Source organism: Dyella solisilvae (assembly GCF_003351225.1).
Taxonomy (GTDB): Bacteria; Pseudomonadota; Gammaproteobacteria; order Xanthomonadales; family Rhodanobacteraceae; genus Dyella; species Dyella solisilvae.
Genome location: NZ_QQSY01000001.1, coordinates 633,167 through 651,074 on the forward strand (window position 1 = coordinate 633,167; position 17,908 = coordinate 651,074).

At 67.2% G+C, this 17,908-nt stretch carries 15 protein-coding genes, 1 tRNA gene and 1 pseudogene; 3 read left to right on the plus strand and 14 right to left on the minus strand.

Going from position 1 to position 17,908, the window contains the following annotated elements; genetic code table 11:
• Positions 1-23: 23 nt before the first annotated feature.
• The 3 genes and pseudogenes from DVT68_RS02745 to DVT68_RS02755 all read right to left on the minus strand — a co-directional run bounded on the left by DVT68_RS02745 (position 24) and on the right by DVT68_RS02755 (position 2,515).
• Positions 24-905: a sulfurtransferase gene (locus DVT68_RS02745; protein ID WP_114823508.1), complete on the minus strand. Its 882-nt coding sequence runs from the start codon at positions 903-905 to the stop codon at positions 24-26.
• Positions 902-1,701: pseudogene (locus DVT68_RS02750) on the minus strand (NUDIX hydrolase). The gene DVT68_RS02745 and the pseudogene DVT68_RS02750 overlap by 4 nt, the downstream one beginning before the upstream one ends.
• A gap of 97 nt (positions 1,702-1,798) precedes the next feature.
• Entirely contained in the window at positions 1,799-2,515 is a 717-nt protein-coding gene (locus tag DVT68_RS02755; protein WP_233523319.1) for an FKBP-type peptidyl-prolyl cis-trans isomerase, read from the minus strand.
• A gap of 152 nt (positions 2,516-2,667) precedes the next feature.
• On the opposite strand from DVT68_RS02755, the gene DVT68_RS02760 reads away from it, so the two are divergent.
• On the plus strand, positions 2,668-3,450 hold the full coding sequence (locus DVT68_RS02760; RefSeq protein WP_114823510.1) for an enoyl-CoA hydratase/isomerase family protein: 783 nt from the start codon (positions 2,668-2,670) through the stop codon (positions 3,448-3,450).
• Positions 3,451-3,519: 69 nt separating this feature from the next.
• Here DVT68_RS02760 and DVT68_RS02765 read toward each other — a convergent pair whose 3' ends face one another.
• From DVT68_RS02765 to DVT68_RS02785, 5 genes are all read right to left on the minus strand, one after another.
• Positions 3,520-4,431, minus strand: coding sequence for a DUF1684 domain-containing protein (locus tag DVT68_RS02765; protein WP_114823511.1), 912 nt, complete (start codon positions 4,429-4,431; stop codon positions 3,520-3,522).
• Between the two features lie 184 nt (positions 4,432-4,615).
• Positions 4,616-6,454, minus strand: coding sequence for a DNA mismatch repair endonuclease MutL (gene mutL, locus DVT68_RS02770; RefSeq protein ID WP_114823512.1), 1,839 nt, complete (start codon positions 6,452-6,454; stop codon positions 4,616-4,618).
• Between the two features lie 124 nt (positions 6,455-6,578).
• Complete coding sequence (locus DVT68_RS02775) at positions 6,579-8,162, minus strand: N-acetylmuramoyl-L-alanine amidase (protein WP_114823513.1); 1,584 nt, start codon at positions 8,160-8,162, stop codon at positions 6,579-6,581.
• Positions 8,163-8,350: 188 nt separating this feature from the next.
• Positions 8,351-8,833 carry a tRNA (adenosine(37)-N6)-threonylcarbamoyltransferase complex ATPase subunit type 1 TsaE gene (gene tsaE / locus DVT68_RS02780; RefSeq protein WP_114823514.1) on the minus strand — a complete coding sequence of 161 codons (483 nt, stop codon included), beginning with the start codon at positions 8,831-8,833 and terminating at the stop codon, positions 8,351-8,353.
• Positions 8,830-10,314, minus strand: coding sequence for an NAD(P)H-hydrate dehydratase (locus tag DVT68_RS02785; protein WP_114823515.1), 1,485 nt, complete (start codon positions 10,312-10,314; stop codon positions 8,830-8,832). The genes tsaE and DVT68_RS02785 overlap by 4 nt, the downstream gene beginning before the upstream one ends.
• 60 nt (positions 10,315-10,374) lie before the next feature.
• Here DVT68_RS02785 and queG point away from each other — a divergent pair, with 60 nt between their 5' ends.
• Entirely contained in the window at positions 10,375-11,445 is a 1,071-nt protein-coding gene (queG, locus tag DVT68_RS02790; protein ID WP_114823516.1) for a tRNA epoxyqueuosine(34) reductase QueG, read from the plus strand.
• 96 nt (positions 11,446-11,541) lie between these two features.
• Here the strand turns inward: queG and pgi are convergent, their stop codons facing one another.
• From pgi to pcnB, 6 genes are all read right to left on the minus strand, one after another.
• The gene (pgi, locus tag DVT68_RS02795; RefSeq protein WP_114823517.1) at positions 11,542-13,182 is read right to left on the minus strand and encodes a glucose-6-phosphate isomerase; all 1,641 of its coding nucleotides are present in this window, start codon (positions 13,180-13,182) and stop codon (positions 11,542-11,544) included.
• A gap of 370 nt (positions 13,183-13,552) precedes the next feature.
• Entirely contained in the window at positions 13,553-13,939 is a 387-nt protein-coding gene (gene panD, locus DVT68_RS02800) for an aspartate 1-decarboxylase (RefSeq protein WP_114823518.1), read from the minus strand.
• Positions 13,940-14,040: 101 nt separating this feature from the next.
• Positions 14,041-14,886, minus strand: coding sequence for a pantoate--beta-alanine ligase (panC, locus tag DVT68_RS02805; RefSeq protein ID WP_114823519.1), 846 nt, complete (start codon positions 14,884-14,886; stop codon positions 14,041-14,043).
• Between the two features lie 20 nt (positions 14,887-14,906).
• On the minus strand, positions 14,907-15,737 hold the full coding sequence (panB, locus tag DVT68_RS02810; protein ID WP_114823520.1) for a 3-methyl-2-oxobutanoate hydroxymethyltransferase: 831 nt from the start codon (positions 15,735-15,737) through the stop codon (positions 14,907-14,909).
• Positions 15,738-15,793: 56 nt separating this feature from the next.
• The gene (folK, locus tag DVT68_RS02815) at positions 15,794-16,276 is read right to left on the minus strand and encodes a 2-amino-4-hydroxy-6-hydroxymethyldihydropteridine diphosphokinase (protein ID WP_114823521.1); all 483 of its coding nucleotides are present in this window, start codon (positions 16,274-16,276) and stop codon (positions 15,794-15,796) included.
• Entirely contained in the window at positions 16,273-17,634 is a 1,362-nt protein-coding gene (gene pcnB, locus DVT68_RS02820; protein WP_114823522.1) for a polynucleotide adenylyltransferase PcnB, read from the minus strand. The genes folK and pcnB overlap by 4 nt, the downstream gene beginning before the upstream one ends.
• A gap of 185 nt (positions 17,635-17,819) precedes the next feature.
• On the opposite strand from pcnB, the gene DVT68_RS02825 reads away from it, so the two are divergent.
• Positions 17,820-17,895: transfer RNA gene (locus tag DVT68_RS02825), tRNA-Glu, on the plus strand.
• The last annotated feature ends 13 nt before the right edge of the window (positions 17,896-17,908 follow it).

Sequence of the window (17,908 nt, forward strand, 5' to 3'; positions counted from 1 at the left end):
CCAGCAGCAACCTGGGACCAGGTTCAGCCGGGGAGATCGCCCTTGGCCACTGGCCTCGCCGCGTCGCTCACCCACCCGCTCCACGACGGTGCATACAGGCGTGAACCGGTCAGGCCGGCGTATTCCATCGCCAGCAGGTTGTGGCACGCGGTGACGCCGGAGCCGCACATGTGCACCACGTCGCCCGGCGTATGCATGCCGAGCAAGGCGAGGAATTCCTCGCGCAACGCAGCGGCCGGCTTGAAGCGTCCGTCGGCTGCGAGGTTCTCCGAAAACGGCCGGTTGAACGCGCCGGGCACATGGCCACCAACACGATCGATGGGCTCCACCTCACCACGGTAGCGTGGCGCCGCGCGTGCATCGAGCAGCAGGCGCGCGGGGTCTTCGCGCAGGCTTGCATGGTCCGTCAGATAGAGGCTGCGATCGAAGTGCAGCGACACCTGGGCCGGCGCGCGCGTCACCTCGCCGGCTTCCACCGGCAGGCCGGCCGCCACCCACGTGGGGTAACCGCCATCCAGCACCGCCACCTTGTGCACGCCGACCAGTCGCAGCAGCCACCACAGCCGCGCGGCAGCCAGCGAGCCACTGGCCGCGTCGTAACAGACAACCTGCAGGTCGGGTCGCCAGCCCCAGCGCGCGAGCGTCCGGGAGAACGCCAGCTCCAACGGCAGGGGGTGCCGCCCCAATCCTTCGGACTGGCGCGACAGATCGGAAAGATCGGTATCGAGGCTGGCGTAAACGGCGCCGGGAATATGCCCCTCGAGGTAGTCGCGCTCGCCCTTGCCCGGGTCGCGCGCACCAGTGCCCGGCGCCATCAGCTCGAAACGGCAATCCACGATGAGCACCGCATCCACGGGCAGCGCGGCCAGATCATCGACATCAATCAAGGTGGTCTTGATAGTCATGCTCGCCCCATCCTTCTCAGCAAGTTGAACACCATCGCGGCGGTGGCGCCCCAGATGCGATGGCCACCATGCACGAATTCCACCATATCTCGGCGATGGCCACGGAAATCCATGGTGTAGCGCCTGAGATTGGCCGGCTCGAGGAAGAACGACAATGGCACCTCGAACACTTCGGCCACTTCGGCAGGCGCCGGGTACAACCGGGCCTCGGGATCGATGCGCGCCACCACCGGCGTGATGCAATAGCCACTGATTGTCTCGAAGCGATCGAGGAAGCCCATCGGCGTGACCAGCCGTCGCGCCAGGCCGATCTCCTCTTCGCTCTCGCGCAATGCGGTGGCGATGGCATCGGCGTCGCCCGGGTCAGTGCGTCCTCCCGGGAACGCCACCTGCCCGGCATGATCCTGCAAGTGGTCGGTGCGTACCGTCAGCACGATGCGCGGCTGCACGCCTTCGCGCACGCCCACCAGCACCGCCGCAGGCCGGCGCGGCGTGTCGCCCAGCAGTCCGGCCATGTCGGTGTGGTTCCAGCCCTCGCCGGTAGGCGGCGTGGACAGCGGCAACAGCGCCGAGCCCAGATCGGCCAGCAATTCGCTCATTGCGAACCTTTGCGCAGGGGCAACACGGCGCGCATCAGGTGCATGCGCTCGTCGTCTCCCATGCTGCGCCAACGCGCGATCTCCTCGCCCGTGCGCTGGCAGCCGATGCAAAAACCATGCTCGTCGAGTCGACACACGCCGACGCACGGCGTGAGGGGAAGGGCATCAACAGCGGGTTCGCAGGGATCGGAGGGCATGCTCAAACGGGGGACAGCGGCGACAGGGTCACGACATGATAAGTCGTCCGGCCACCCAGCTTGCCAGAATCGGACCCGGCTGAACTCGCCGGAGCTCTCAGGACTTGATTTCGAGCAGCTCGATCTCGAACACCAGCGCCTCGTTCGGGCCGATCCGCGGCGGATCGCCGCGCAGCCCATAGGCCTGGTTCGGAGGCACCGTGACCTTCCACAGGTCACCCACGTGCATGCGCTGGATGACCTCCTGCCAGCCCGGGATCACCTTGTTGTTGACCACGAAGCTCACCGGCGACCCATGCGCCCAGGAGCTGTCGAACTCGGTGCCGTCGATCAGCATCGCGCGGAAATTGACGGTGACCACGGAGCCGACCGGCACATCCCGGTTGCCCGTGCCTTTTTTCAGCACCTCGTACTGGATGCCCGAGGGCAGCTGGATCACGCCTGGCTTCTGCCGGTTGTGCTCCAGGTATTCGGCGCTCTTGCGCGCGTTCGCCTCGGCCAGGCTCTTGAACTTGACCATGGCCTCGGTGCGCATCTGCTGGTCCAGCGCTTGCAGCTGGTCGTGCATGTCCTGCATGGACACGGTAGGACGCTTCTTCGAATACGCGTCCTGGATCGCCCTTTGCAGGGTGGGAATGTCGATATCCGGATCGCCGTTGGCGAACTGGCTGCCGATCTGGTAGCCGATGGCATAGGACAGCTTGATCTTGTCCAGCTTGACCGTCGCCACGTCCGCCGCCTGCGCACTGTTCTGCGCATGCGCTGCCGCACCCCATATCAGGATGCCCAGAGCCAGCCAACGCAGTCGTGCCATGCCTATCTCCATTGCAGCCGGAGCTCCCATCGTAAGCGGTCCGGGCGAATCGTACAGCGAGCGCCCCGGGGATGGGCGCTCCTGCTGAGAACATCGGGGGCTCCAAAGGTTCCCGCTGTTACCATGATCACTTTACCTGCCGGAGTGTAGTCATGGCCTATCGCAACCTGGAAATCGCCAATCGCGGCGCGGTGCGCACGATCACCGTCAACCGCCCGGACAAGCTCAACGCGCTCAACCGCGAGACGCTCAACGAGCTGACGCTGGCCTTTACCCAGGCAGCCCAGGACGACGCCGTGCGTGTGGTGGTGCTGACCGGGGCGGGCCAGAAGGCCTTCGTGGCAGGCGCCGACATCGCCGAGATGAACGGTTATACGCCAGTGCAGGCTCAGGGCTTCTCCCGCGCGGGCCAGCGGCTGATGAGCCTGGTCGAACGCCTGGGCAAGCCGGTCATCGCCCGGGTGCAGGGCTTTGCCCTCGGCGGCGGCATGGAACTTGCCATGTGCTGTCACCTGCGTGTAGCAAGCGAGAAGGCCAAGTTCGGCCAGCCTGAGATCAACCTCGGCCTGATCCCCGGCTTCGGCGGCACCCAGCGCCTGCTGCGCCTGGCCGGCCGTGGAGCGGCGCTCGAGCTCTGCCTGATCGGCGCCCCCATCAGCGCCCAGCGCGCCTATGAGCTGGGCGTGGTCACCCGCGTGGTGGCGCCCGAAGCGCTGGACGAGACCGTCAACGCGCTCGCCGACCAGTTGGCCGCTGCGGCGCCCTTGGCTGCCGCCGGCATTCTCGATGCCGTGCTGCAAGGTGGTGAGACCAGCATCGACCAGGGCCTGGAATTCGAAACCCAGGCGTTTGCCCTCGCCTTCTCCACCGAGGACATGCGCGAAGGCACCACGGCGTTCCTGGAAAAGCGCAAGGCCGTGTTCAAGGGCCAGTAAATAACGAAGAGGAGTGAGAAACGAGAGTGGCTTTCTCTCACTACTCACTCCTCTTCACTCACTCCTCGCTCAATGCCCGCCGCGGTATTTCTTCTCGCCCGCGGTGATGGCCAGGTCCAGCCGGTTTTCCGGTGGCGCCAGCGGACAGGTGGCGTACGGCGTGAACGCGCACGGCGGGTTGTAGGCGCGGTTGAAATCGAGCACGACCTTGCCGTCCTTCGGCAGATCCGCATACATGAAGCGCGCGGCGCCATAGGTTTCGCGGCCGGACGTGCGGTCGGCGATCACGAAGAACAGTGAGTCCGGCTCTTCCTGGATCGGCATCAACTCGTAGGTGTGGCCGTCGCGGTGGAACACGGCCTTGCCCGGCACCTTTTCCTTGTTGATCGTGCCCAGCACCGAGCCGATTTCCAGTTCATGCGGCGGGTCGAACGGCACCCAGTCGGCGACGATGCGCCACGTCGGGTCGATCGGGTAATAGTCCAGGCCGGCGAAGTGCGCGCGCGTCTCCGCGTCGCTGTCCTTCACGCGCAGCGCCAGGCGGCCATCGCGGGAGATCACGATAAAACTCGCCGAACCGAAGCTCACCAGGGTCGGGCCGCTTTCGCCCGCATGGGCATCATCCACCAGGGTCGCCTCGTGCACGGCCTTGCCGTCGACGGTGGCGCCGCTATGCGCGTCGAGCACCAGATGCAGGCTGCCATTCTTCGCCAGCGTCACCACGCCCAGATGCGCCGGGCCCGCCTTCAGCACGATGTCGTTGCCGGCGGCGCTGCCGATCCGATTGGCCCCCTCTTTCAACCACTCCAGTCCGATCAGCGTCAGCCAGCCGTTCGGCGCCGTGAGGCTGGCCAGGCGTTGCTGCTGCCATTGCTGGACCTGCTGGGAGATCTGGGCCGCATCGGCGGCGCTGGTGGTCTGGGCATGCACGGTGACAACTCCAACACTCAAGGCTAAAGCGATAACGGCGGTACGCAACATGGCAAGCCCCGTCGGGTTCGGACGACGAGTATGGCCATCCATTTGGCGTCGAGGCAAGCACGGGCGCGATGTCATGCGTTCATCATGGGGCCGCGCACGTGCGAAAAAAACCTGCGGGATGGTGATGTCGCCTCGCCGTGGTCGCGCACAGGGCGCCCTCCTGCAGGGCGCTACTGGTCGCTGATCAGCGGCCGCGCAGGAACAGCTTGTCCAGCTCGGTCAGGCTCAGCTGGGTCCAGGTCGGACGGCCGTGATTGCACTGCCCGGAGCGTTCGGTGGCCTCCATCTCGCGCAGCAACGCATTCATTTCGGGCGTGGTGAGTCGCCGGCCGGCCCGCACCGAACCGTGGCACGCCATGGTCGCCAGCAGTTCGTTTTCCAGTTCCTGCAGGCGACGCGAACTGCCGTGCTGGGCCAGCTCGGCCAGCACGTCGCGGCACAGTTGCGCGACGTCGGCGCCTTCCAGCAGCGCGGGGATCCTTCGCACCACCACGCCGGACGGCCCACTGCGCGACAGTTCCAGCCCCCACTCGGCCAGCGCATCGGCGTGTTCTTCGGCAGCGGCAGCTTCCTTCGCACTCACCGACACGTTCAACGGCACCAGCATCAGTTGCGAGCGCAAGTTGCTGCATGCACGCCCGGTCTTGAGCTTTTCATAGGTGATGCGCTCGTGCGCGGCGTGCATGTCCACCAGCACCAGGCCCTGCGCATTCTCGGCAAGGATGTAGATGCCCTTGAGTTGCGCGATGGCGAATCCCAGCGGCGGCGCTTGGTCGTCCGACACTTCCGGCATGGGCGCATTGGCGGCGAAAGCCAGCGGCGCTTGCGGCGCCGCCGTCGGCGACGCGCCGAGCAGGGCGGCATAGTCGGCGAGCGGCTCGTCGCGCACGCCCAGGCTGAGCCGGCTCTGGCTGAAGGCGTTCGGCCAGGCCGGTCCACCCGTGGCGGGCGTGCTTGAAAAGCTGTAGGACGACGCGGCGGCGGGCATGGGTTGGTCCTGTGCAGGCAAACCCACCTGCCCTGCACGCGTCTGCGCCAGCGCCTCATGAAGCGTGCGGAACAGGAAATCATGCACCAGGCGCTGCTCGCGGAAGCGCACCTCGTGTTTGGCCGGATGCACGTTGACGTCCACGCCGGCGGGATCCAGCTCCAGGTACAACACGAATGCCGGGTGCCGGCCGTGGAACAGCACGTCCGCATACGCCTGGCGCACGGCATGCGCCACTATGCGATCGCGCACGAGCCGGCCGTTGACGTAGAAGTACTGCGAATCGGCCTGCGAACGAGAGGCCGTGGGCAGGCCCACCCAGCCGGACAAATGCAGGCCGGCAGCGGCGTGGTCAACGCGCAGGCTCTGCGCGGGGAAATCCTCGCCCATCACTTCGGCCACGCGCAGCAGCGCCGCGTGCTCGTCGCGCGCCGCCTTGAGGATGCGCACCGGCTTGCCGTTGTGGCTGAGACGGAACTCCACCGAGGTGCGCGCCAGCGCCAGCGACTTCAGCAGGTCATCGATATGCGCGAATTCGGTGCGCTCGGCACGGAGAAACTTGCGTCGCGCAGGCACGTTGTAGAACAGGTCGCGCACTTCCACGCTGCTGCCCTGCGGATGCTGCGCGGGGCGCGCCGCCTGCATCTTGCCGCCGTCCACTTCGATGCGGAACGCAGTGTCCTGCCCTTGCGCGCGTGAGGTCAGCGCAAAGCGCGCCACCGACGAGACGGACGCCAGCGCTTCGCCGCGGAAGCCCATGCTGGCCACGTGCTCCAGGTCATCGAAGCTGCCGATCTTGCTGGTGGCATGCGAGGCCACCGCCAGCTGCAGTTCGTCCGGCGAGATGCCGCAACCGTCGTCGCGCACGCGGATCAGCCGCGCGCCGCCCTGTTCGATATCCACTTCCACGCGCATGGCGCCGGCATCGAGGCTGTTTTCGACCAGCTCCTTGACCACGGACGAAGGACGCTCGATCACTTCGCCGGCGGCGATCTGGTTGATGAGTTCGGGGGGAAGCGGACGGATCACGGGCATCGGCGAAGCTTAAGGCCTGCCGGCGGAAGGGGAAAGCGCAGGAGTGAGTTCAGAGGAGTGAGAAGTGAGAAAAAGCAAGGACTTGCCTGCCCTCTCTCACTTCTCACTCCTCTTCACTCGTTTCTCATCCCGCAGGGATGGTGAGCACCATGCCTGCATGGACGCTGCTGTCGCTGTCGATGCGGTTGGCGCTCTTGAGTGCGTTGACGCTCACGCCGTACTGGCGCGCGATGCTGCGCAGGCTTTCGCCACGCTCGACGCGGTGCAGGTCGCGCACGCCGTCATCCGAGCGACTGTCGTTGTCGGAGGAGGACGCCATGGCTTGGGCCACAGCCTTGTTGGCGCGCGCGGAGGTGTCGTCATCGCCCTGCGCAGAGGCCACCGCCGCGACGCCATTGCGGCGGCCTGCCTGGGCGGCAAACCAGGTGCCCGGCGGCGGGGTCGATTCGAAGTAGCTCTTCACGCCGCTCATCACGGCCGTGGCCAGGTGCGCCTGATGCGAAGGATCGCGCAGCTTGCGCTCCTCGTCCGGATTGCTGATGAAGGCGGTCTCGACCAGGATCGACGGGACGTCCGGCGAGCGCAACACGACGAAGTTGGCGCGCTCGACGTAGCCGCGATGGGTCGGCCCCAGTCCACCAAGCGCCTTGAGCACGTTGCCCGCCACCGACTCGCTGGCCTGCATCGAATAGCCCTGCTGCAGGTCCAGCAGCACGGCGGCAAGGCCATCGTTCTTGTCGTCCAGCGTCACGCCGCCGATCAGGTCGGCGCGGTTTTCACCGTCCGCCAGCCATTGCGCGGCCATGTTGGTCTTGCCGCGCGGCGACAGCACCCATACCGACGAGCCCTTTGCATCGCCGTTGATGAAGGCGTCGGCATGGATCGACACGAACAGGTCAGCCGAGTTGTTGCGCGCGATCTGGTAACGCTGCTGCAGCGGGATGAAGAAGTCCGCATTGCGGGTCAGCACCGCGCGCATGCCCGGTTGCTGGTTGATCTGGTCGGCCAGCTGCCGCGCCACGGCGAGGGTGACGTTCTTCTCCAGCGTGCCGCCGGGACCATGCGCGCCCGGGTCATCACCGCCATGGCCGGCGTCGATGGCGATCACCACCTTGCGCTCGCCGTTGAGCATGGCGGCCGCCGCGCGGGTGGAAGCCATGCCGCTCTGGGTTGGCTTGAGACTGGACTTGCCGGAGGCGCGCGCCGGCACAGGCGTCGGAGCGGTGTCGACCAGCGGCGTGACGACGGCCGCCACGGGCGCCGCGCTGTCATCGCGGGATGGCGACGTGCTGGGCTTGGCGGCCACCGCGCCGCTGCCCGGGTACAGGTCGACCACCAGCCGGTAGCCATAATCGGCCTGTGGCTTGAGCAGGAAGCTCTTGACCGTGCTGGCGGGGGCGATCGTGGCGGTCAGGCGCACATTGCCGCCCTGGCGCGCGCCGCTGAGGCCCTTGTACAGGCCCTGCGCGGACGGCGAGCTGAAACTGCTGGCGATGGAGCTGTCGTTGACGTCAACAACCAGCTGGTCGCCGTCCTGGCTGAGCTTGTAGGTGACCGGGCCAGATACATCGAGCACCACGCGGGTGTATTCGGGGCCTGCCCAGACCCGGGCCGCCTTCACATCCGCCGCGCGGGAGACGCAAAAAGGCGCCAAGGCCAGCAAGGCCACGGCGCCCAACACGGCAGGATGCGTCCTATATCCCTTCATGGGGCGGAATTGAAGCCCAGCCGCTTGCTGAATGCAAGAGGTTTTCCCTTGTATATCCATAACCTGCAATCATTTTGTCAGACGGCCTCCAGCTATCGGCCGCAACCCACGCAAACTGAAGGCTTCGTCCACCCATCGCGCCTCGACAAAATTCTCAAGCAGGTCCGATACTTAGGTCGGATCGACGGTCAGGCGACGTCCCCCGCATCGACCCGGGACAGCCGGGCCAGGGCGCCCGCGCCACGCTCGCTGCGCGGCTCCATCACCGCACTGCGGCCGGCTCCCGCGTAACCCAGGTGGACGATCAGATCGGCCGCCGGCAGGGCTCCGGCGCCCCGCTCGGGCCACTCCACCAGCACCAGGGCCGCGGGGTCGTACAAGGCGTCCAGACCCAGCCACTCCAGTTCGCCGGGATCGGCAATGCGGTAAAGATCCAGATGCCACGCAGGCCGCCCCTGGGCGCTATAGGACTCGACCAGGCTGTAGGTCGGGCTCTTGATGCGCTCCCCCACCCCGAGCGCGCCCAGCAGGGCTCGCGCGAAGCTGGTCTTGCCGGCGCCGAGATCGCCGTGCAGGTAGACCACCAGCCCCTCGTCCAGCACCGCCGCCAGGCGGGTGGCAAGGGCCGCCGTGGCCCCCTCGTCAGGTAGTTCCCAGCGTCGTTCGGTCATGACTCGCGTCCGTTGAGCAGCCCGCGCAAGGGTTCCAGCAGGTCGCTGGCGATGAGACCACGCTCGCCTCCTCGCCGCGCAGCGAGGTCGCCAGCCCGCGCGTGCAGGCCGACACCCAGGCAGGCTGCCTCCCACAGCGAACAGCCTTGCGCCAGCAAGGCCGCCACGATGCCGGTCAGGAGGTCGCCCATGCCGCCCGACGCCATGCCAGGGTTGCCCCACGGGCACAGCGCGACGTGGCCAGTTGGATCGGCCACCAGACTGCCGGCCCCCTTGAGCACCACCACCGCATCGTAACGTCGGGCCAGCTCGCGCACGGCTGCAAAGCGATCGGCGCTGATCGAGGCGGTATCGCGACCAAGCAGCCGCGCGGCTTCGCCCGGATGCGGCGTGAGCACGGCCAGGCCATGAAACTTGCGCGGCTCCTGCGCCAGCAGGTTGAGTCCATCCGCATCGAGCACCAATGGGATGCCGGCATCCAGCGCCGTCAGCCAGAGCGCATGCCCCCAGGCGCCCTGCCCTAGGCCTGGCCCCACGGCCAGCACCGTGGCTCGGGGCAGCAACGGCTCGAGCGCCTGCGGGCCATCCACCGCATGCGCCATCAATTCGGGTCGCGCGCTGTTGAGCGCGGGCAGATGCTCGGCACGCGTCGCCACGCTGACCAGCCCGGCGCCGGCGCGCAGCGCCGCCTCGCCGCACAAGCGGATCGCCCCGGCCGTGCCGTGTTCCCCACCGATGGCCAGCACGTGGCCGTTGTCGCCCTTGTGCGACTGCCGCGGTCGCGGCGGCAGGGCAGCGGGCTGCATCAGCACCGCGTCCGCCTCGCGGCCCTGCCACAGCGCGGCGGGCAGACCGAGCCCGTCCAGTTGCAACTGCCCCGTGTAGCCGGGGGCCTGCCCGGTGTACAGGCCACGCTTGGCGGCGATGAAGCTGATGGTGACGTCGGCGCGAATGGCCTCGCCTGGCGCCTCGCCCGTGTCGGCATTGATGCCGGAAGGCACGTCGAGCGCGAGCACCGGCCGGCCACTGGCGCGAATCTGCCGCACCAACTGCGCCACCTCGGGCGCCAGCGCGCGCTGCAGGCCGGTGCCGTACAGCGCGTCGACCTGCACCTCGGCATCGGGAAGCTCGTCCTGCCCCTCCCACGACAGCACCTCGCCGCCACCGCGTTCGTACGCTTCACGCGCACGCTCGGCATCGTCGCCTCGGCTGTCGCCCAGCGCGACCACGGCAGCCTGCAGGCCCGCTTCACGCGCCAGCGCCGCGAGCAGAAAGCCGTCGCCGCCGTTGTTGCCGACACCGCAGTACACCGCCATGCGGCGCGCGTGGGGCCAGTGCTCGCGCAGGCACACCAGCGCGGCAGCGGCGGCGCGCTCCATCAGTTCGTAGCCGGGAATACCCAGGTCGTCGATGGCGTGGCGGTCAAGCGCACGCACCTGCTCGACGGTGTAAAGCTCTTGGCGATGTGCACTGGCGGTCATGCGCGGATTATAGGCATGGGGCGCCGCAGCCGCCGATCGTGCACGGCCTACAATAGGCGCATGTCCACGCTGCAACTCTCTCCCCACGACTACGCCGCACTGGCCAGCGACATCAAGCGCTGGGCGCGTGAGCTGGGTTTCGCCGACGCCGGCATTGCCAACACCAACCTGACCGAGGACGAACTGCACCTCAAGCGCTGGCTGGGCGAGGGAAATCACGGCGAGATGGACTACATGGCGCGCCACGGCGACAAACGCAGCCGCCCCGCCGAACTGGAGCCCGGCACGATACGTGTCATCTCGGTGCGCATGGACTACATCCCCCCGGGCACACGCAACGCATGGAACGTGCTGCACGACCCGGAAAGCGGTTACGTCTCGCGCTATGCACTGGGCCGCGACTACCACAAGCTGATGCGCAACCGCCTGCAGAAGCTGGCCGAATGCATCCATGGCGTGATCGGCGACTTCGGCTATCGCGCTTTCGTCGACTCGGCGCCGGTGCTGGAGAAGGCGCTGGCGCGCAACGCGGGCATGGGCTGGATCGGCAAGCACACCGTGCTGATCAACCGCCAGGCGGGCTCGTACTTCTTCCTCGGCGAGCTCTACACCGACCTGCCGCTGCCGGTGGACACGCCGGCCACGGCCCACTGCGGCAGCTGCCGGCGCTGCATCGACATCTGCCCGACCCAGGCGATCATCGGGCCTTACAAACTCGACGCACGCCGCTGCATTTCCTATCTCACCATCGAGCTGCGCGGAAGCATTCCCGAAGAGCTGCGCGAACCCATGGGCAACCGCATCTTCGGCTGCGACGACTGCCAGCTGATCTGCCCCTGGAACAAGTTCGCACAGGACGCCACCGAGCCGGATTTCGCGCCGAGGCACGCGCTCGACGGCGCCAAGCTGATCGAACTGTTCGCCTGGAGCGAGCAGGAGTTCCTGCAGCGCACCGAGGGCATGGCGATCCGTCGTACAGGCTACGAAGGCTGGCTGCGCAATATCGCCGTGGCGCTGGGCAATGCGCCGCATACAGAGGAAGTACGGCAGGCGTTGCTTTCGCGCGCCGAGCATCCGTCAGCCATCGTGCGCGAGCACGTGGCATGGGCGCTGCAGCGGCACGCGGCATAGCGGAGCCATCACAGGCGCAACCTTCCAGCGCAAAGCGCGCGATGACGACACGGCGCCCCGACCACGCGCAGGGCGCAGTCCTGGATCAAGGCGTCGTCAGGGCGCGAGACGACGCTCGTGGATCGCTTCGATCAGCGCACGCGTGGCCGAATCGAACATCGACGTATCGGCACTGCCACCGTCCAACGCCGGCAGGATCTGCCGTGCGATCGACTTGCCCAGCTCCACGCCCCACTGGTCGAACGCGTTGATGCCCCACAGATGGCCGAGCATGAACACCTTGTGCTCGTACAGGGCAATCAGGCCGCCGAGGCTCTCGGGCGTCAGCTCGTCGAGCAGGATCACCGTGCTGGGGCGATCGCCAGGGAAGGTGCGCTGGGCGGCAAGCACGCGACGCTCCTCGTCGCTGCCATGCTTCGCTTCGGCGAGCGCCTCGTCTAAGGTCTTGCCCAGCGCCAATGCCGCCGCCTGCGCGAGCAGGTTCGACAGTAGAGCATCGTGGTTGGCCTCGAGGTCATGCGCCGGCTTCACCACGCCGATGAATTCCAGCGGCACCACGTCGGTACCCTGGTGCAGCGACTGGAAGTACGCGTGCTGCGCATTGGTGCCGACACTGCCCCACACCACCGGGGACGTCGCCTCGGCGACCGGCTTGCCCTGCGGGGTCACCTGCTTGCCCAGGCTTTCCATTTCCAGCTGCTGCAGGTACGAGGTGAGATCGGTGAGCAGGTCCGCGTACGGCACCACCGCGCGGCTGGAGCGGCCCTGCGCGTTGCGGTTCCACAGCTCGACCAGGCTCAGCAGCACCGGCAGGTTGGTCTGCCACGGCGCCGAACGGAAGTGGTCATCGACCTGCGCGGCGCCCTTCAGCAGCGCGTGGAAGTTGTACGAACCGATCGCCAGCGCCAGCGACAGGCCCACCGCCGACCACAGCGAGAAGCGGCCGCCGACGAAGTCCCACATCGGGTAGACCTGCGCCGCGGGCACGCCCCAGCTCTCCGCAGCGGTGACATTCGCGGTCACCGCCAGGAAATGACGGGACACCTTGGCGTTGTCGCCGTGGTAGGCGCGACGGATCCACTCGCGCATGACATTGCCATTGAGCAAGGTCTCCTGCGTGGTGAAGGTCTTGGAGACCACCACCACCAGGGTGCGCGTGGGATCGAGCTGGTGCATCAGCTCGTAGGCCGACTGCCCATCCACATTGGTGAGGAAATGGCTGCGCACGCCGGGCACGTGGTACGGCGCCAGCGCGCCGACGGCCAGGCGCGGCCCCAGGTCGGATCCACCGATGCCGATGTTGACCACATCGGTGATGCCGGGCGCGACGCCAAATTCGGAGGCATCGCCAAGCCCGATCGCGTGCACCAGGGCGTCGATGCGCTGCAAGGTGTGCTGGATCTCTTCCAGCGCCTCGCGCGGCGCTGGCGACGGCAACGAGGAGCCACCGGCGCGCAACGCCGTGTGCAGCACCGCGCGTCCTTCGGAGGTGTTGATAGGGGCCCCGGCGAACATCGCATCGCGGGCGGCCTGCCAGCCACTGGCCTCAACGTGGTCGCCCAAGGCGGCCAGGGCCTGGCCATCGAGCTTCTGGCGGCTCAGGTCGAGCAGGATCGGGCCGGCACGCTGGCGCAACTGTTTGCCGCGTGCGGCGTCCTTCAGCAGGTCACGCAGGTGGGTGCGTGCAAGACGGTCAACGTGCTCTGCCAGGAAGGACGAACGGCGCTCGGGCGACATGGATGCTCAGGCTTGACGGAAGTGAACGCCGATCTTACGCAGCTCTCGCCCCCTGACGCCAGCAGATTGTTGCACTGCAACCGGACCCGGTCCGTCGCAGTCGGGTGAGCTGGATCCTGTTCACACTTTCCGCATGGCGGCTCGCGAATCGACCCGGACGCCAAGCAAGAAATTACGAGGCCATGGACGTCATGACTCGACCGGGTGATGACCTGGGACGACGGGCGAACAGCCTCATTTCCGAGGCAGACGTCCCATGCGCGCGGCTTGACCTGGCAGCCACCCACGCCGTCGCCGCGTGCTGCTCAGCGGCGACTACGGAACAACAATTTGGGCTACACGCAAGGCGCGCGCAGCCCCACGCCCTGGGTCAGGCGACCGCCATCTGCTTGGGGATGGAGCGGTTGGTGTGGGAGATGCGATTGTTCGCGTCCACGTACACGAGGGTCGGCTGGAACTGCTCGACTTCGGCCTCGGACATCTGGGCGAACGCGGCGATGATCACCAGGTCGCCCGGCTGGGCGCGATGCGCGGCGCTTCCGTTCACCGAGATGATGCCGGAACCTTCTTCGGCGCGCAGCGCGTAAGTCACGAAACGCTTGCCGTTGTTGATGTTCCACGCATGGATCTGCTCATACTCGCGGATGCCGGAGGCATCGAGCAGCAGGCCGTCGATCGCGATGGAGCCTTCGTAATGGAGCTCGGCGTGGGTCACCGTCGCGCGGTGGATCTTGGCCTTGAGCATGTTCAGGTTCATGACATCTGTATCCGGCAGGTAAAGCCTGCGTAGCTAACCATTATCCGGCCGGGGAACGTCGCATCGCAACTTCCCCCGGCCCGGCCCCTATCTGGGGGCGCTCAGTCGAACAACAAGTTGTCGATCAGGCGCGTCGTGCCGAGCCTGGCGGCGATCAGCGCCACCAGGCCGTCGCGCTCGCCATCGGCGGGCTCGGCGAGGTCCTCGGCACGGCGGATGGCGGCATAGTCCGGCTCGAAACCGGCACGGGCCAGCTTTGAGGCGGCGGCCTGCTCGACCACCGCGCGGGCATGCCCTTTGGCGATCAGGTCGCGCATCTGCCGCAAGGTGGCGTAGATCTGGATGGAGAGCGCGCGCTCGTCAGCCGACAGGTACTGGTTGCGCGAGCTGAGCGCGAGGCCGTCGTCGGCGCGCAAGGTGGGCGCCGTCATGATCTTCACCGGCAGCGACAGGTCGCGCACCATGCGCTCGATCACCTTCAGCTGCTGGAAGTCCTTCTGGCCGAACACCGCCAGGTCGGGCTGCACCAGGTTGAACAGCTTGCACACCACCGTGGCCACGCCGTCGAAGTGCCCCGGGCGATGTGCGCCCTCCAGCGTCTCAGTGAGCTGCGGCACGTGGATGCTGACGCTGCCTTCCGGTCCGAACGGATAGAGCGTGGCCACCTCGGGCGCGAACAGTAGATCGCAATCATGCTCGGCCAGACCGACCTGGTCCTGCACCAGGGTGCGCGGATAGCGCGAGAAGTCCTCGTTCGGACCGAACTGGGTCGGATTGACGAACACGCTGGCGACAACGCGATCGGCGCGGGCGCGCGCCAGCTTGATCAGCGAATGATGGCCCGCGTGCAGGTTGCCCATGGTGGGCACGAACCCCACGGTCTGGCCCTGGTTGCGCCAACCGCGGATCACGGCGCGCAGCGCCGCGGCGTCTTGCACTGTCTGCATGTTTGTTCTGCTCAGTCGCTTCAGTCGAAGCAGTGTTCCGGCGCCGGGAAAGCGCCACTGCGCACGTCCTCGGCGTAGGCCGCGATCGCCGCAGCCACAGAGTCGCGTCCTGCGAGGAAGTCCTTGCTGAACTTGGGTCGCTTGCCCGGGGTGACGCCCAGCATGTCGTGCAGCACCAACACCTGGCCGTCGCAATGCGGACCGGCGCCGATGCCAATGGTCGGAATGGATACCGCTCGAGTGATGCGTTCGCCCAGCGCACTGGGGATGCCCTCCAGCACGAGCAGTTCCGCGCCGGCCGCCTCCACCGCCTGCGCTTGCTCGACCAGATGGTCGGCCGCCTCCTGCGCGCGCCCCTGGATACGGAACCCGCCGAACTTGTGCACCGACTGCGGCGTCAGCCCCAGATGCGCGCATACCGGAATGGCGCGCTCCACCAGCGCCGAGATCGCCTCCAGGATGTGCGGCGAGGCGCCTTCGATCTTCACCATCGCCGCGCCACCCTCGCCCACCAGCTGGGCGCCGGCCTCGAGTGCGTGCGCTATGTCGCGGTCGGCCATGAACGGCAGGTCGGCCACCAACAGGGTGGCATGGAGGCCACGCGCCACGATGCTGGTGTGATAGACCATGTGATCGAGCGTCACGGGCAGCGTGCTGGACTGGCCCTGCACCACCATGCCGAGAGAATCGCCGACCAGCGCCACGTCGATGCCGGCCAGTTCGAGTTGAGCCGCGAAGCTCGCGTCGTACACGGTGAGCATGACCACGCGGCGCCCTTCCGCCTTCATTGCGCGCAAGGAGGGCACGGTGACCGTCTTGCGGGTGGGTGCATTCGCTTTCTGCGCGTACACAAGGGTTCCTTGAGGCGGAAACAGACGCCGATTATCCCGCGTGAGACGTGAAGGGCTCAAGGCAATCGTTCGAGCCCGGTGGTATCGACCCTTGCCAGCAGGTCCGCCACGCGCCCCTGGCCCGGCAACTCCAGCGACGGAGCCAGATCATTCAGCGGCAGCAGCACGAAGGCGCGCTCACCAATCCGCGGGTGCGGCAGCTGCAAACGCTCGTCCGACAGACTCACCCCATCCATGTACAACACGTCGAGGTCGAGAATGCGCGGCCCCCAGCGTTGCCCGTCGCGCACGCGACCGGCAGCCCGTTCGATCGCCAGCAGCGCGTCGAGCAAGGCGTGCGGCGACAAAGTGGTATCGAGCCTGGCCACGGCGTTGACGAAAGGCGGCTGGTCAAGCACGCCCCACGGCGGTGTCAGGTAAAGCGGCGACTGCGCCAACAGACGAGTGTCCGGCAGGCGTGCAAGCGCCGCGAAGGCCTCCTGCACCTGGGCGCGCGCGTCACCCAGGTTGCTGCCCAGCGCAACAAATGCTTCGGTCACGCCGGATCCGACTGTCCGCCGGCCTTGCCGGCTGGCTTGCGGCGACGGCGTCGACGCGGCTTGGTCGACGCAGCAGGTTCGGCGCTGACCGGCCCCGGCGGCGTATGGCCGGAGAGCGCGGCGGCCAGCGTCTCATGTGGCAGTTGCTGGGCGTGGTCCCACCACTGGCCAAGCTCGCTGATTGCGGGCGACTCGGCCGCACGCAACAGCAGGAAATCGAAAGCGGCGCGGAAGCGCGGATGCGTCATCAGGCGGAACACCCGCTTGCGCTGCACCTGCTCGAAGCGCGGCTGCAGCGCCCAGATCTCTTCCATGGTCAGCGTGAACCGGCGCGGGATCGCCACGCGCTGGCACTGCTCGGCCACCACGCGCGTGGCGGCACGCTCCCACGCGGCGCTGGACTCCACGCCCTTGGTGATCCAGGTGTGCGCCAGGTCGCGCACTTCGCCCCACAGCAGCACGGCGAACAGGAACGCCGGCGTCACCGACTTGCCTTCGAGGACGCGGGCATCGGTGTTGGCGAGGCCACGTTCGATCAGTTCACGCAGCGCCTGGTCACCGCGCTTGAGCGCGCGAGCGGTGGCGGGGAACATGAACTTCAGCAGCCCGGTCTGCTCGAGCATATGGAAGCTCTTGAGGCCATGGCCAGCCAGGAACAGCTTCAGCGACTCGTCGAACAGGCGCGCCGGCGCGGCGTCGGCCAGCAACGGGCCCAGTTCGCCGAACGGCTTGGCGGCGGCGGCGTCGATGCGGAAATTGAGTTTCGCCGCCAGGCGCACGGCGCGCAGCATGCGCACGGGGTCCTCGCGGTAGCGCGTGGCCGGATCGCCGATCAGGTGCAGCACGCGGTCTTCCACGTCCTTCACGCCGCCGACGTAGTCGCGCACCGAAAAATCGCTGATGTCGTAGTACAGCGCATTGACGCGGAAGTCGCGGCGAATCGCGTCCTCTTCGATGGTGCCCCACACGTTGTCGCGCACGATGCGGCCATCGACGATGTGGCGGTCGCCCTCGCCCTCTTCCTCACCCGTGCCGCGGAACGTGGCCACCTCGATGATCTCCGGCCCGTACACCACATGCGCGAGGCGGAAGCGGCGGCCGATCAGGCGGCAGTTGCGGAACAGCTTCTTGACCTCTTCCGGCGTGGCGTTGGTGGCCACGTCGAAATCCTTCGGGTGGCCGCCGAGCAGCAGATCGCGCACGGCGCCGCCGACCAGATAGGCCTGGTAACCGGCCTCGTTGAGCCGGTACAGCACGCGCAGGGCAGCCTTGCTGATGTTCTTGCGCGAAATCACGTGCTGCTCGCGCGGAATGATGCGCAGTGCAGGCGTAACAGTGGTCCTTGCGTCGTGACTCAAGCGGTTCGGATCCTTGCAGGCGGATGGCGCCGTTCAAAGCGATCAGTCGCGGCCGGCGAGGCCGCATCCGTTCCCTTCACGGCCCACCGGGGCTAGGGAACTGTTCATACGTTAGGACAAAAGTCGTCCCAAGGGCATTGCCGGGCGAAACAATTCCGCTATACTAGCGCGCTCCGGTGCATTTCGCTCCCTTCGTCTAGTGGCCTAGGACACCGCCCTCTCAAGGCGGGAACACGAGTTCGAACCTCGTAGGGAGCGCCACTTCCGGCCTGGC

Excerpts from the sequence above, each read along its gene's own strand:
- pgi (WP_114823517.1), bottom strand. The coding sequence starts at position 13,182 with ATGTCGCCCGAGCGCCGTTCGTCCTTCCTGGCAGAGCACGTTGACCGT.
- queG (WP_114823516.1), top strand. The coding sequence starts at position 10,375 with ATGTCCACGCTGCAACTCTCTCCCCACGACTACGCCGCACTGGCCAGC.
- DVT68_RS02765 (WP_114823511.1), bottom strand. The coding sequence starts at position 4,431 with ATGTTGCGTACCGCCGTTATCGCTTTAGCCTTGAGTGTTGGAGTTGTC.
- DVT68_RS02760 (WP_114823510.1), top strand. The coding sequence starts at position 2,668 with ATGGCCTATCGCAACCTGGAAATCGCCAATCGCGGCGCGGTGCGCACG.
- DVT68_RS02745 (WP_114823508.1), bottom strand. The coding sequence starts at position 905 with ATGACTATCAAGACCACCTTGATTGATGTCGATGATCTGGCCGCGCTG.
- mutL (WP_114823512.1), bottom strand. The coding sequence starts at position 6,454 with ATGCCCGTGATCCGTCCGCTTCCCCCCGAACTCATCAACCAGATCGCC.
- DVT68_RS02785 (WP_114823515.1), bottom strand. The coding sequence starts at position 10,314 with ATGACCGCCAGTGCACATCGCCAAGAGCTTTACACCGTCGAGCAGGTG.
- panD (WP_114823518.1), bottom strand. The coding sequence starts at position 13,939 with ATGAACCTGAACATGCTCAAGGCCAAGATCCACCGCGCGACGGTGACC.
- tsaE (WP_114823514.1), bottom strand. The coding sequence starts at position 8,833 with ATGACCGAACGACGCTGGGAACTACCTGACGAGGGGGCCACGGCGGCC.
- DVT68_RS02755 (WP_233523319.1), bottom strand. The coding sequence starts at position 2,515 with ATGGCACGACTGCGTTGGCTGGCTCTGGGCATCCTGATATGGGGTGCG.
- DVT68_RS02775 (WP_114823513.1), bottom strand. The coding sequence starts at position 8,162 with ATGAAGGGATATAGGACGCATCCTGCCGTGTTGGGCGCCGTGGCCTTG.
- panC (WP_114823519.1), bottom strand. The coding sequence starts at position 14,886 with ATGCAGACAGTGCAAGACGCCGCGGCGCTGCGCGCCGTGATCCGCGGT.